Origin of the sequence: Kitasatospora aureofaciens (genome assembly GCF_001188955.3) — a bacterium.
In the GTDB taxonomy this organism is placed as follows: domain Bacteria; phylum Actinomycetota; class Actinomycetes; order Streptomycetales; family Streptomycetaceae; genus Kitasatospora; species Kitasatospora aureofaciens.
The window spans coordinates 1-12,801 of the sequence record NZ_JPRF03000036.1 but is presented as its reverse complement, the minus strand read 5'-3'; the positions used below and the strand labels follow the sequence as shown (position 1 = coordinate 12,801).

11 protein-coding genes and 2 pseudogenes are annotated in these 12,801 nt (G+C 72.9%); 9 read left to right on the top strand and 4 right to left on the bottom strand.

Features of this window, described 5'->3' with window-relative positions:
- Positions 1-11: 11 nt before the first annotated feature.
- The gene (locus tag HS99_RS24025) at positions 12-935 is read right to left on the bottom strand and encodes an NADP-dependent oxidoreductase (protein WP_030549988.1); all 924 of its coding nucleotides are present in this window, start codon (positions 933-935) and stop codon (positions 12-14) included.
- A 221-nt stretch (positions 936-1,156) separates the two neighbouring features.
- On the opposite strand from HS99_RS24025, the gene nadA reads away from it, so the two are divergent.
- Positions 1,157-2,341 (top strand): quinolinate synthase NadA, encoded by a 1,185-nt coding sequence (gene nadA, locus HS99_RS24020; protein ID WP_030549986.1) that lies wholly within the window; start codon positions 1,157-1,159, stop codon positions 2,339-2,341.
- Positions 2,342-2,441: 100 nt separating this feature from the next.
- Here nadA and pspAA read toward each other — a convergent pair whose 3' ends face one another.
- Complete coding sequence (gene pspAA, locus HS99_RS24015; RefSeq protein WP_030282737.1) at positions 2,442-2,741, bottom strand: PspA-associated protein PspAA; 300 nt, start codon at positions 2,739-2,741, stop codon at positions 2,442-2,444.
- A 40-nt stretch (positions 2,742-2,781) separates the two neighbouring features.
- Positions 2,782-3,576: a PspA/IM30 family protein gene (locus HS99_RS24010; protein ID WP_370863292.1), complete on the bottom strand. Its 795-nt coding sequence runs from the start codon at positions 3,574-3,576 to the stop codon at positions 2,782-2,784.
- Between the two features lie 315 nt (positions 3,577-3,891).
- Between HS99_RS24010 and HS99_RS24005 the strand changes: the two genes are divergently transcribed.
- Both HS99_RS24005 and HS99_RS24000 read left to right on the top strand, forming a co-directional pair.
- Entirely contained in the window at positions 3,892-4,491 is a 600-nt protein-coding gene (locus HS99_RS24005; protein ID WP_030282734.1) for a DUF3043 domain-containing protein, read from the top strand.
- 179 nt (positions 4,492-4,670) lie between these two features.
- The gene (locus tag HS99_RS24000; RefSeq protein WP_094742835.1) at positions 4,671-5,411 is read left to right on the top strand and encodes a class I SAM-dependent methyltransferase; all 741 of its coding nucleotides are present in this window, start codon (positions 4,671-4,673) and stop codon (positions 5,409-5,411) included.
- A 25-nt stretch (positions 5,412-5,436) separates the two neighbouring features.
- On the opposite strand, the gene HS99_RS23995 is transcribed toward HS99_RS24000, so the two are convergent.
- Positions 5,437-5,637, bottom strand: a complete 201-nt coding sequence (locus HS99_RS23995; protein ID WP_030282729.1) for a hypothetical protein — start codon at positions 5,635-5,637, stop codon at positions 5,437-5,439.
- Between the two features lie 143 nt (positions 5,638-5,780).
- Here HS99_RS23995 and cobU point away from each other — a divergent pair.
- From cobU to HS99_RS23965, 6 genes and pseudogenes are all read left to right on the top strand, one after another.
- Positions 5,781-6,353: pseudogene (cobU, locus tag HS99_RS23990) on the top strand (bifunctional adenosylcobinamide kinase/adenosylcobinamide-phosphate guanylyltransferase); the annotation flags it as partial.
- Between the two features lie 11 nt (positions 6,354-6,364).
- Complete coding sequence (locus HS99_RS23985; RefSeq protein WP_030282724.1) at positions 6,365-7,480, top strand: nicotinate-nucleotide--dimethylbenzimidazole phosphoribosyltransferase; 1,116 nt, start codon at positions 6,365-6,367, stop codon at positions 7,478-7,480.
- 217 nt (positions 7,481-7,697) lie between these two features.
- On the top strand, positions 7,698-8,489 hold the full coding sequence (locus HS99_RS23980; RefSeq protein WP_030549984.1) for an adenosylcobinamide-GDP ribazoletransferase: 792 nt from the start codon (positions 7,698-7,700) through the stop codon (positions 8,487-8,489).
- A gap of 261 nt (positions 8,490-8,750) precedes the next feature.
- Positions 8,751-10,256, top strand: coding sequence for a leucyl aminopeptidase (locus HS99_RS23975; RefSeq protein WP_030282717.1), 1,506 nt, complete (start codon positions 8,751-8,753; stop codon positions 10,254-10,256).
- Positions 10,257-10,668: 412 nt separating this feature from the next.
- Positions 10,669-12,057: a dihydrolipoyl dehydrogenase gene (gene lpdA / locus HS99_RS23970; RefSeq protein WP_030282716.1), complete on the top strand. Its 1,389-nt coding sequence runs from the start codon at positions 10,669-10,671 to the stop codon at positions 12,055-12,057.
- A gap of 66 nt (positions 12,058-12,123) precedes the next feature.
- Positions 12,124-12,801: pseudogene (locus tag HS99_RS23965) on the top strand (biotin/lipoyl-containing protein); the annotation flags it as partial.

Sequence of the window (12,801 nt, the reverse complement as noted above, 5' to 3'; positions counted from 1 at the left end):
CTGGGCAGCGGTCAGCCCACCAGGAGGACGATCTTCCCCCTCGTGCGGCCCTCGGCGCTGAGGGCCTGGGCGGAGGCCGCCTGGGCCAGCGGGAAGGTGGAGGCGACGGTGACGGTGAGCCGGCCGTCGTCGGCGAGGGCGGCGAGTTCCGCCAGTCCCGCCGCGTCCGGGCGGACCCAGACGTAGTGGCCGCCGAGCGCCTTGACCCCGAAGTCGGTGATCGAGGCGATCCGGCCCGGGTCGGCCACCAGGTCCGCGGAGACCTGGACGGCGCCGCGGCCGACCAGGTCGAGGGCCGCGTCCACGCCGTCCGGGGCGAGCGCCCGGACCCGCTCGGCCAGGCCCTCGCCGTACGTCACCGGCTCGGCGCCGAGGCCGCGCAGGTAGTCGTGGTTGCGCTCGCCCGCCGTGCCGATCACCCGGGCACCGCGGGCCCGGGCGATCTGGACGGCCAGGTGACCGACCCCGCCGGCCGCGGCGTGCACCAGCACCGTGTCCCCCGCCCCGACCCGCAGGGCGTTCAGGCTCTGCAGCGCGGTGAGCCCGGCCAGCGGCAGGCCGCCGGACTGCGCCCAGTCCAGCGCGGTGGGGCGGCGGGCCAGGGTACGGACCGGGGCGGAGACCAGTTCGGCGTAGGTGCCGTGCTCGACGGAGTCCTTGCGGACGTAGCCGCAGACCTCGTCGCCGGGGGCGAACTCCGCCACCCCGCCGCCCACGGCGCGGACCACGCCCGCCACGTCCCAGCCCATGACCAGGGGGAAGTGCGCGTCCAGCAGGCCGTCCAGGGCGCCGTCCCGGATCTTCCAGTCCACCGGGTTCACCCCGGCCGCCCGGACCTGCACCAGTACGGAGTCGGGCCCGACCTTGGGGTCCGGCAGGTCGGTGTACTCGACCACGTCGGGGCCGCCGTAGCGGTTGATCGCGATTGCTTTCATGGGCTCAGCCATACCCGGGGGCTTCGAAACATCGATTCGGCCCCGCGCGGCACCCCCGAGATGGCCTATCCGGCTCTACCGGGGGTCCGTTTCGTCGAGCGGTTCTCGTCACATCGACAGGATGGCCATCGTCACTCTGACGCTAAGCGGTTAGAATAGATAGCGTCAGATAGACGAAAAGGCCCCACCGCTAGCTCGGCCGCACAGAAGGGCACCCGCCCGTGACCACCACCATCACCGAGACCTACGGCGTCGACCCCGCTCCGACGCCGCTCGCTCTGCTGCTGCTCGGCCGGGAGGCCGACCCGAACAGCGAGCGCGGCGTCGAGTGCCCGGGTGACCTCCCCCCGGCCTCCGACCCGGACCTGGTCGAGCGCGCCCGGGCGGCCAAGGCCGCGCTCGGCGACCGCGTCTTCATCCTCGGCCACCACTACCAGCGCGACGAGGTCATCGAGTTCGCCGACGTCACCGGCGACTCCTTCAAGCTCGCCCGCGACGCCGCGGCCCGCCCCGAGGCCGAGTACATCGTCTTCTGCGGCGTGCACTTCATGGCCGAGTCCGCGGACATCCTCACCAGCGAGCGGCAGCAGGTCGTGCTGCCCGACCTCGCGGCCGGCTGTTCGATGGCCGACATGGCCACCGCCGAGCAGGTCGCCGAGTGCTGGGACGTGCTGACCGACGCCGGCATAGCCGACGTGACCGTCCCGGTCTCGTACATGAACTCCTCCGCCGACATCAAGGCCTTCACCGGCAAGCACGGCGGCACCATCTGCACCTCCTCCAACGCCCAGCGCGCCCTGGAGTGGGCCTTCGAGCAGGGCCAGAAGGTGCTCTTCCTGCCCGACCAGCACCTCGGCCGCAACACCGCCGTGCGGGACATGGGCTTCTCCCTGGACGACTGCGTCCTCTACAACCCGCACAAGCCCAACGGCGGCCTGACCGCCGAGCAGCTGCGGGACGCCAAGATGATCCTCTGGCGCGGCCACTGCTCGGTGCACGGCCGGTTCAGCCTGGACTCGGTCAACGACGTCCGCGAGCGGATCCCCGGCGTGACCGTCCTGGTGCACCCCGAGTGCAAGCACGAGGTCGTCAGCGCCGCCGACATGGTGGGCTCGACCGAGTACATCATCAAGGCCCTGGACGCCGCCGAGCCCGGCTCCAAGTGGGCCATCGGCACCGAGCTGAACCTGGTCCGCCGGCTGGCCAAGGCCCACCCGGACAAGGAGATCGTCTTCCTGGACCGCACGGTCTGCTTCTGCTCGACCATGAACCGGATCGACCTGCCGCACCTGGTCTGGGCGCTGGAGTCGCTGGTCGAGGGCCGGGTGCCGAACGTGATCACCGTCGACCCGGAGACCGAGAAGTACGCCAAGGCCGCGCTGGACCGGATGCTGGCCCTGCCGTAGTCCGTCCGCGCCGCGCGCCGGACGCGCACCGCGCGAACGAAGGGCGGGTCCCCTCCCACCGGAGGGGACCCGCCCTTTCGTCTGGCAGCGGCCGCGGGGCCTAGTCGTACTCGGGGAACCCCGGGATCACGCCCTCGCCCTCGGAGAGCAGCAGGGCCCGGACCTCGTCGAGGCTCGCGTCGGCACTCGGCAGGATCAGCTCGGACGGCTCCAGCGAGTCGTCCGGCAGCAGGGTGCCGTACTGCTTCACGGCGCCCAGCAGCTTCCCGTAGGCCTGGCGGAAGTTCTCCTCGTCGCCCGACTCCACCGCGGTGAGCAGCTCGTCGTCGAGCTGGTTGAGCAGGTTCAGGTGGTCCTCGCCCACCTCGTACTGCCCCTCACCCATGACCCTCATGATCATGCCGTGCGTCTCCCTGGTCCTCGTGGGGGTCGAGCTGAGATCACTTGTTGTAGTTGATGCGCGGGGTGTCCTGCGAGTGCGAGTCCTGCGGCTGCTGGGCCGGCTTGCCCTGCTCGATCGCGGCCGGACCGGCGGCGGGGCCACCCGACAGCTCGGCCTTCATCCGGGCCAGCTCCAGCTCGACGTCGGAACCGCCGGCCACCCGCTCCAGCTCGGCCTCGATGTCGTCCTTGCGGCCGAGACCGCTGGCGTCGTCGAGCGCGCCGGAGGCCAGCAGCTCGTCGATCGCGCCCGCCCGGGCCTGCATCTGCGCCGTCTTGTCCTCGGCGCGCTGGATGGCCAGGCCGACGTCGCCCATCTCCTCCGAGATGCCGGAGAAGGACTCGGCGATGCGGGTCTGCGCCTGCGCGGCGGTGTAGGTCGCCTTGATGGTCTCCTTCTTGGTGCGGAAGGCGTCCACCTTGGCCTGGAGGCGCTGGGAGGCGAGGGTGAGCTTCTCCTCCTCGGCCTGCAGCTGCTGGTACTGCGTCTCCAGATCGTTGATCTGGGACTGCATGTTGGCCTTGCGGGTCAGCGCCTCGCGCGCGAGGTCCTCGCGGCCGAGGGACAGCGCCTTGCGGCCCTGGTCCTCGTACTTCGCGGACTGCTGCTGGAGCTGGGTCAGCTGGAGTTCCAGGCGCTTGCGCGAGGTCGCGACGTCCGCGACGCCACGCCGTACCTTCTGCAGCAGCTCGAGCTGCTTCTGGTAGGAGTAGTCGAGCGTCTCACGCGGATCCTCCGCCCGATCCAAGGCCTTGTTCGCCTTGGAGCGGAAGATCAGCCCCATACGCTTCATGATTCCGTCGCTCATGGGCCTCGGGTGCCCCCTTCTCCGGCCTGCGGTCTTAATCTCGTTACCAGACACGACGAGTGTATGTGCAGCGAGCCCGTCGCCGCAGTGCACCTGCCTGCAACAAGACTGCTACAGCGACCAGCGGCAGATCCTCATCCCCCGGGTGGATCCGCCTCTCATCCTCCCCATAGTCCATCCGACTGATCCCCTACGGGAAGGGGCCGGGAACCCCGGGTCGGGACCCGGCCGGACGGATCGATATGCGTTTGGGTCCGAGGGGACCCGTGGTCGCCCCTCCGCACCCCGTACGCTGGGGGTGTGTTCCGACGCCGTTCAGATGATGCCGCTGCCTCCGCCACCGTGCTGGAGAAGCAGGACGAGACGCCCCAGGCCCGCCACCCGCAGGCCAAGAAGGGCCGCCCCACCCCCAAGCGCAGCGAGGCCGAGGCCAACCGGCGTACCCGGGTCACGGTGCCCAAGGACCGCAAGGAGGCCTCCCGCCAGGCCCGCGACCGGATGCGGACCGAACGCGAGAAGCAGCGCCAGGCGCTGATCGACGGCGACGAGCGCCACCTGCCGGCCCGTGACAAGGGCCCGGTGCGCAAGTTCGCCCGCGACTACGTGGACTCCCGCTGGTCGCTCGCCGAGTTCTTCCTGCCGGCCGCCGTGGTCATCCTGGTGCTGAGCATCATCAAGGTGCCCACCCTGCAGCTGCTGTCCACGCTGCTGTTCCTGCTGTTCTTCGTCCTGGTGATCCTGGACTTCGTGCGCCTCGGCTTCGGCCTGCGCAAGCAGCTGGGCGAGCGCTTCGCCGGGCAGAACACCCGCGGTGTGGTCGCTTACGGCATCATGCGCACCCTGCAGATGCGCCGGCTGCGCCTGCCCAAGCCGCAGGTGCGGCGCGGGGAGAAGCCCTGACCGCCGAACCGGTGGACTCCGGCTGGGCCCCGCCGTCCTGGGAGGGGCCCGGCCTCTACGCCGTGCCCGGGCAGGGGGGCACTCTCCCCGGCCAGGGCGACGGCGGTCACGACCGGCTCGGCCAGGAACGCCGGCTGCCCTCCCGCAGCGGCTCCTTCGCCGGCGGCACCGGCGCCTGGCTGGACCGGCTCGGCGGACTGCGCAACTTCGTCCGGCAGGAGCTCGTCTCCCGGCAGCTCGCCGAACAGCTGGCCGGACGCACCGCGCAGCGCGTCCTCGACATCGGCTGCGGGCAGGGCACCCAGGCCCTGCGGCTGGCCCGGGCCGGGCACTACGTCACCGGGATCGACTCCGACCCGGTCGCGCTCGGCGTCGCCCAGGGGGCGCTCGCCGAGGAGCCGCCCGAGGTGCGCGGCCGGATGCAACTGCTCAGCGGCGACGGCCACCAGTGCGGGCGCTGGTTCGGCCCGCGCAGCTTCGACGTGGTGCTCTGCCACGGCGTCCTGATGTACCTGCCCGACCCGGATCCGATGATCGCCTCGCTGGCCCGGCTGCTGGCGCCCGGCGGCCTGCTCTCACTGCTGGTCCGCAACCGCGACGCGCTCGCGCTGCGGCCCGCCGCCACCGGGGACTGGCGGGCCGCCCTGCACGCCTTCGAGAGCGACCGCTACTACAACCGGCTCGGGCTGGCCGCCCGCGCCGACCGGCTCGCCGACCTGTCCGTCACCCTCTCCGAGGTGTCGGTGCCGCTGCGGCGCTGGTACGGCGTCCGGGTCTTCACCGACAACGCCCCCGACGACGCCGCCCCGCCGGTGGACGGGCGCCAGCTGGCACAGCTGCTGGAAGCCGAGGACCGGGCCGGCCGCACCGACCCGTACCGGCAGGTCGCGGCGCTGCTGCACGTGATCGGCGCGAAGTAGCACCGGGAGCCCGGCGCCCGGGGGCTCAGCCCTCGTGCAGGCTCATCGCGTAGACCTTGGCACCGTCCTCCAGCAGGACCGCGGTGTCCACGCCCTCCTCGGCGAGCTGCTTCCAGGTCTCCCCGATCCAGGTCTCGGCGTCGCCCTGGCCGGCGAACTCCTCCTGGCCGAGGCTCGACGTCACCGCGCTGCCGTCCGCCTTCTCGTACCGCCACGTCCAGACCATGCCCGGCTCCTCCCGCACTGACGCTGCCTTGTGTGCTGCGCACCCTAGGGTGCGTCCGGCGATTCCCGCCAGACGCACCCTGAGCTTCCCCCGCCCGATCTTCCGTATGCCTGTCCGGCAGGATGGTCGCCATGGCGACCCACCCCCCGCTCCCCCGCACGCTGCTGCTCGGCGGCGCGCGCTCCGGCAAGTCCACCCGCGCCGAGCAGCTGCTCGCCGACCGGCCGGACGTCCTGTACGTGGCCACCGGCGGCACCCGGGACGGCGACGCCGAGTGGGCCCAGCGGATCGCGCTGCACCGGGACCGCCGGCCGGCGAGCTGGCGCACCGTCGAGACCTGCGAGCTGGAGGCCGTGCTCGCCGACACCGCCGACCCGGCGCCGGTGCTCATCGACTGCCTGGCGCTGTGGCTGACCTCCGTGATGGACGACTGCGGTGCCTGGGACGACGAGGCGTGGGCGAACGGGGCCGAGGCCGCGGTGCAGCGGCGCTGCGCGGCGCTGGCGCAGGCGTGGGCGGCCACCGGGCGGACGGTCGTCGCGGTGAGCAACGAGGTCGGCATGGGCGTCGTCCCCGCCACCGCCGCCGGGCGGCGCTTCCGCGACACCCTGGGCCGGCTCAACATGGCCGTGGCGGACGCCTCGGAACGGGTGCTCCTGGTCGTCGCGGGGCAGGTTCTGACGGTCAAGCCCAGCCCGCACACCTGCGGCGTGTAGCCTTCCGAACGATGGACACGACCGTGGATCTCGATACGTTCTCCTCGCTCGTCGAGCGCCCCGACGACAGCGCCCGGCGCGCCGCCGACGAACGCTGGCAGGAGGCCGGGCGGCCGCGCGGCGGCCTCGGCAAGCTGGAGGAGCTGGGCAGCTGGCTCTCGTCCGTGCAGGGGCGATCCCCCGTACGACCGGTCTCGGCGCCCAAGGTGCTGCTGTTCGCCGCCGACCACGGTGTCGCCGCGCTCGGGGTCTCCCGGCTGCCCGCCCAGGGCGGCACCGCAGCCCGGGTGCGGGCGGTGCTCGACGGCAGCGCGCCGGTCGCCCGACTGGCCGCGCGCTACGGCGCGGACCTGCGGGTGGTCGACGTCGCGGTGGACTCCGACCCCGCGGACTTCCCGGACGAGGTGGTCGCCCACCGGATCCGGCGCGGCTCCGGCCGGATCGACATCGAGGACGCGCTCACCCCGGAGGAGACCGTACGGGCCTTCCGGGCCGGCATGGCCGTGGCCGACGAGGAGGCCGACTCAGGCACCGACCTGGTGCTGCTCGGCGACATCGGGGTCGGCTCCACGACGGTCGCCGCCGTCCTGGTCGGCGCACTGTGCGGAACGGACGCCGCCGCGGTCTGCGGACGCGGCTCGGGCATCGACGACCGGGTGTGGATGGTCAAGTGCGCCACCATCCGGGACTCGCTGCGGCGAGCCCGGCCGGTGCTCGGCGACCAGCTGGCGCTGCTCGGCGCGACCGGCGGAGCGGACTTCGCCGCCATCACCGGGTTCCTGCTGCAGGCGGCCGTCCGACGGCTGCCGGTGGTGCTCGACGGCGTGGTCTCCTCGGCGTGCGCGCTGGTCGCCCAGCGGATCGCCTTCCGGGCGCCGGAGTGGTGGCGGGCCGGGCAGTCCAGCGGCGAGCCGGCACAGGCGAAGGCGTACGACCGGCTGACCCTGACGCCCCTGCAGGACCAGGGGATCACCGTGGGCGAGGGCGTCGGCGCGGTGCTCGCGCTGCCGCTGCTCCAGGCGGCGGGCGACGCGCTCGCGGAGGAGGCGCCGCGGCCGTTCGTGCCGGCGGCACCGAAGGAGCAGCCGAAGCTGCCCTCGGCGGCCGACCTGCTGCGGAGGCTGTAGCGGCCGGGGGCCGGACGGTCCGGCAGCCCGGTACGGGCGGTCGGCCCCGGCCCGTGGACTTGCGCCCCGCGCAGTTCCCCGCGCCCCTTCCGGGGCGCGGGGATTTCGCTTGTTCGGGGAGGGTGGGCCGAGGGTCGGTGCAGGGTGCGGGGTTCTGCTTGGTCGGGGGCACGGGGTTCTCGGTCCTGGGGTTCGGTGTGGTGAAGGAGTGGGAGTGATGGCCGGCGGCGGCGAGCGGGCGACGTGGGGTGAGGGGCTGCGGTTCGCGTTCGGGACGCTGTCGGTGCTGCGGGTACGGGTGGAGCGGTGGGACCGGGCGGCGGGGGGCCGGGCGATGACGGCGGCTCCGGTGGTCGGGGTCGTCCTGGGCGGGATCGCGTCCGGGGTCGGGTCGTTGGTGGCCGGGCGGGCGGGCGGGCTGCTGGCGGCGGTGGCGGCGGTGGGGGCCCTGGCCGCGCTGACCAGGGGCCTGCACCTGGACGGTCTGGCGGACGTCGCCGACGGGCTGGGCAGTGGCAAGCCGGCCGAGGACGCGCTGCGGATCATGAAGCAGTCCGACATCGGGCCGTTCGGTGTCCTGACCCTGCTGCTGGTGCTGCTGGCGCAGGTCGCCGCGCTGGCCGGGCAGTTCGGACACTCGGTGCCGCGCGGCGCGCTCGCGGTGCTCGCCTCGGCGGTGGCCGCCCGGTGCGCGCTCGCCTGGGGCTGTCTGCGGTCGGTGCCGGCCGCGCGCCCGGGCGGGCTCGGGGCGATGGTGGCGGGCACCGTACCGCCCGTCGGGGCCGCCGCGGGGACGGCCCTCGCGGCGCTCGCCCTGGCCGCGGGCGGATCGTTCGACGGATGGTCAGTCCTGCGCCTCCCGCTGGCCGTTGTGTTCGGCGTCGGCTGCGCTCGACTGCTGCTCGGACGGTGTGAGCGCCGGTTCGGCGGGATCACCGGGGACGTGCTCGGCGCGATGGCGGAGACCGCCGCGACGGGGACGCTGTTCGCCCTGGCGTTGCTGGGCTGACACCGGGCGGCGCGTGATCCCACCATGCGGACTACCATGCCTGGAGCACCGCAGCCCTGCACCGTGGCAGGTCCTGCCCGCCCGGCGCGCACCGAGGAGCCGGGGCCTCTGGTGTGCGCGGCCGCTGTCGGCGGGCGCGCGCGCCAGGGGGCCCGGAACCGCAGGGGGCCCGCCGGGCGGACGGCCTGCGACGGCGGGCTGCGCCGGTGCGGCAGTCACGCCGCGACCGGCCGTGGACCGCGAAAGAACAGGACGCATTACGTGACTGCATTGTCTGTGAGCACCTCCTCCGCCGCCTCGCTGCGCGCGGACGCCCTGGTGGTCGGTGTCGCCAAGGGCCCCAAGGGCATCGTGCTGGCCCCCGGCGCCGAGGCCGTGAACGAGGCGTTCGACGGCAAGCTGGCCGAGGTCCTCGGCACCCTGGGCGCGACCGGCGCCGAGGGCGAGACCGTCAAGGTGGCCTCCCCCGCCGGCCTGAAGGCCGCGCTCGTGCTGGCGGTCGGCCTCGGCGAGGCGGCCGAGGCCGGTTACGAGCTGGAGGCGCTGCGCCGCACCGCCGGTGTCGCCGCTCGCGCCCTGGCCGGCGTCAAGAAGGCCGCGCTGGCCCTGCCGGCCGAGTCTGCGGAGGAGGTCGAGGCGGTCGCGCTGGGCGGCCTGCTCGGCTCGTACGTCTTCGGCACCTACAAGGGCAACGGCAACGGCAAGGAGCCGGTCGGCGAGCTGGTCGTGCTGACCGTCCGCAAGGGCAGCAAGGACGCCAAGGCCGCCGTGGAGCGGGCCGCCGCGATCGGCGAGGAGATGAACCGCGCCCGCGACCTGGTCAACACCGCCCCGAACGACCTGACCCCGAAGAGCTTCGCCGCGATCGCCCAGGCGGCCGGCAAGGAGCACGGCCTCAAGGTCGAGGTGCTGGACGAGAAGGCGCTGACCAAGGGCGGCTTCGGCGGTCTGCTGGGCGTCGGCAACGGCTCGGCCAACCCGCCGCGGCTGGTGAAGGTGGCCTACACCCACCCGAAGGCGAAGGCCTCGCTGGCCTTCGTCGGCAAGGGCATCACCTACGACTCGGGCGGCATCTCGCTGAAGCCGGCCGGCCACAACGAGACCATGAAGTGCGACATGGCCGGTGCCGCCGCCGTGTTCGCCGCCGTGGTGGCCGCCAAGCGCCTGGGCCTGGCCGTCAACGTGACCGCCTGGCTGGCGCTGGCCGAGAACATGCCGTCCGGCTCGGCCACCCGCCCGGGTGACGTGCTGCGCATGTACGGCGGCAAGACCGTCGAGGTCCTGAACACGGACGCCGAGGGCCGCCTGGTGCTGGCCGACGCGATCGTGAAGGCCGGCGAGGACAACCCGGACGTCATCGTCGACGTGGCGACCCTGACCGGCGCCATGGTGCTGGCCCTGGGCACCCGCACCTTCGGCGTGATGGCCAACAGCGACGAGCTGCGCGAGAACCTGCACGCGCTCGCGGGCGAGGTCGGCGAGCAGTCCTGGCCGATGCCGCTGCCGGCCGAGCTCAAGAAGGGCATGACCGACTCGACCATCGCCGACCTGGCCAACATGGGCGAGCGGATGGGCGGCGGCCTGGTGGCCGGCCTGTTCCTGCAGGAGTTCGTCGCCGAGGGCATCGACTGGGCGCACCTGGACATCGCCGGCCCGGCGTTCCACGAGAGCGCGCCGTTCGGCTACACCCCGAAGGGCGGCACCGCGAGCGCGGTGCGCACCCTGGTCCGCTTCGCGGAGCAGACCGCGGCCAACGGCAAGGCCTGATCCGCAAGCCCGATCCGCAAGCCCCGACGGGGGCCCGGCGCACCACGCGCCGGGCCCCCGTCGGCGTTCCCGCGCGGGTTACCTGCGAGTAGGCAGGAGCGGCCCACCGCACGCCTGTTCGCCACGGGCGAAACTTTGTTCCGCACTGCGGAAGAGGCGGACGGGAGCCGCGCGGAAGACGCCCGTCCGGCGGCTGTCAACACCGCATTGAGCTGCGATGATGCCCTTCCGTGGGGGGTCTTCCCGCCCCCGTGACCACTCCTCGGGACGCCCCTGGGGTGGACCCGGACATCAGCCACCGCGAACAAGTGCGAAGATGTATTTCCGGCACGACTGGGCGCCCCACAAGGGCTTCCGACCCACCGGACCGCGACCGGCCCGGCGACCCACCCCATTGCATGGAGGACGTGACGTGGCGAACGACGCCAGCACCGTTTTCGACGTAGTCATTCTCGGAGGCGGAAGCGGCGGTTACGCCGCGGCGCTCCGCGCCGCTCAGCTGGGTCTGAGCGTCGCCCTGGTCGAGAAGGGTGAGCTGGGCGGCACCTGCCTGCACCGCGGCTGCATCCCGACCAAGGCCCTGCTGCACGCCGCCGAGATCGCGGACGAGACGAAGGAGGCCGCCGAGTTCGGCGTTCTGGCCACCTTCCAGGGCATCGACATCAACGGCGTCCACAAGTACAAGGACGACGTGATCGCCGGCCTGTACAAGGGCCTGCAGGGCCTGGTGGCCTCCCGCAAGGTGACCTTCGTCCAGGGCGAGGGCAAGCTCTCCTCGCAGACCTCGGTGGACGTGAACGGCCAGCGCATCGAAGGCCGCCACATCGTGCTGGCCACCGGTTCGGTGCCGCGCTCGATCCCGGGCCTGGAGATCGACGGCAACCGTGTGATCTCCTCCGACCACGCCCTCAAGCTCGACCGGATCCCGAAGTCGGCCGTCATCCTGGGCGGCGGCGTCATCGGCGTCGAGTTCGCCTCGGTCTGGAAGTCCTTCGGCGTCGACGTCACCATCGTCGAGGCGCTGCCGCACCTCGTCCCGCTGGAGGACGAGAACTCCTCCAAGCTGCTGGAGCGCGCCTTCCGCAAGCGCGGCATCAAGTTCGAGCTGAAGGCCCGCTTCTCGGGCGTCGAGTACACCGAGGCCGGTGTCCGCGTCTCCACCGAGAACGGCAAGCAGATCGACGCCGACCTGCTGCTCGTCGCCATCGGCCGCGGCCCGGTCTCGGCCGGCCTCGGCTACGAGGAGAACGGCGTCGCCATGGACCGCGGCTACGTCCTGGTCGACGAGTACATGCGCACCAACGTGCCCACCATCTCGGCCGTCGGCGACCTCGCCCCGACCCTGCAGCTCGCCCACGTCGGCTTCGCGGAGGGCATCCTGGTCGCCGAGCGCCTGGCCGGCCTCAAGCCGGTGCCGATCGACTACGACGGCGTCCCGCGCGTGACCTACTCCAACCCGGAGGTCGCCTCCGTCGGCATCTCCGAGGCCAAGGCCGTCGAGCTGTACGGCAAGGAGAAGGTCGTCACCCTGAAGTACAACCTGGCCGGCAACGGCAAGAGCAAGATCCTGAAGACCGCCGGCGAGATCAAGCTCGTCCAGGTCAAGGACGGCGCCGTGGTCGGCGTCCACATGGTCGGCGCCCGCATGGGCGAGCAGGTCGGCGAAGCCCAGCTGATCTACAACTGGGAGGCCCTGCCGGCCGAGGTCGCGCAGCTCATCCACGCCCACCCGACCCAGTCCGAGGCCCTGGGCGAGGCGCACCTGGCGCTGGCCGGCAAGCCGCTGCACGCGCACGACTGATCGCGCCCACCACCCCCCGTTTCCAGTACTTCCCGTACGCAAGACTTGATAGGAGTCGCTGAAACCATGGCGGTCTCAGTAACACTGCCCGCGCTGGGCGAGAGCGTTTCCGAGGGCACTGTCACCCGTTGGCTGAAGGCCGAGGGTGAGCGTGTCGAGGTCGACGAGCCGCTGCTCGAGGTGTCGACCGACAAGGTCGACACCGAGATCCCGGCCCCGGCTTCCGGCATCCTCTCCTCGATCAAGGTCGGCGAGGACGAGACCGTCGAGGTCGGCGCCGAGCTGGCGATCATCGACGACGGCTCGGGCGCCCCGGCCGCTGCCGCCGCCCCGGCTGCCGAGGCCGCTCCGGCCCCGGTTGCCGCTCCGGCCCCCGCCGCCGAGGCCCCCGGCTGCTCCGGCTGCCGCCCCGGCCGCGCCGGCTGCTGCTCCGGCCGCTCCGGCCGGCGACGCCACCCCGGTGCTGCTGCCCGCCCTGGGCGAGTCGGTCACCGAGGGCACCGTCACCCGCTGGCTGAAGGCCGAGGGTGAGACGGTCGAGGTCGACGAGCCGCTGCTGGAGGTCTCCACCGACAAGGTCGACACCGAGATCCCGTCGCCGGTCGCCGGTGTCGTCGTCAAGATCCTGGTCGGCGAGGACGAGACCGCCGAGGTCGGCGCCCAGCTCGCGCTGATCGGTGCCCCGGGTGCCGCCGCTGCCGCTCCGGCCCCGGCTGCCGCTCCGGCCCCGGCTGCCGCTCCGGC

What these genes read in the sequence shown, in the direction of transcription:
- HS99_RS24010 (WP_370863292.1), bottom strand. Translation starts at nt 3,576, where the DNA reads ATGAAGCGTATGGGGCTGATCTTCCGCTCCAAGGCGAACAAGGCCTTG.
- HS99_RS23985 (WP_030282724.1), top strand. Translation starts at nt 6,365, where the DNA reads ATGGACACGACCGTGGATCTCGATACGTTCTCCTCGCTCGTCGAGCGC.
- pspAA (WP_030282737.1), bottom strand. Translation starts at nt 2,741, where the DNA reads ATGATCATGAGGGTCATGGGTGAGGGGCAGTACGAGGTGGGCGAGGAC.
- HS99_RS24025 (WP_030549988.1), bottom strand. Translation starts at nt 935, where the DNA reads ATGAAAGCAATCGCGATCAACCGCTACGGCGGCCCCGACGTGGTCGAG.
- HS99_RS23980 (WP_030549984.1), top strand. Translation starts at nt 7,698, where the DNA reads ATGGCCGGCGGCGGCGAGCGGGCGACGTGGGGTGAGGGGCTGCGGTTC.
- HS99_RS23995 (WP_030282729.1), bottom strand. Translation starts at nt 5,637, where the DNA reads ATGGTCTGGACGTGGCGGTACGAGAAGGCGGACGGCAGCGCGGTGACG.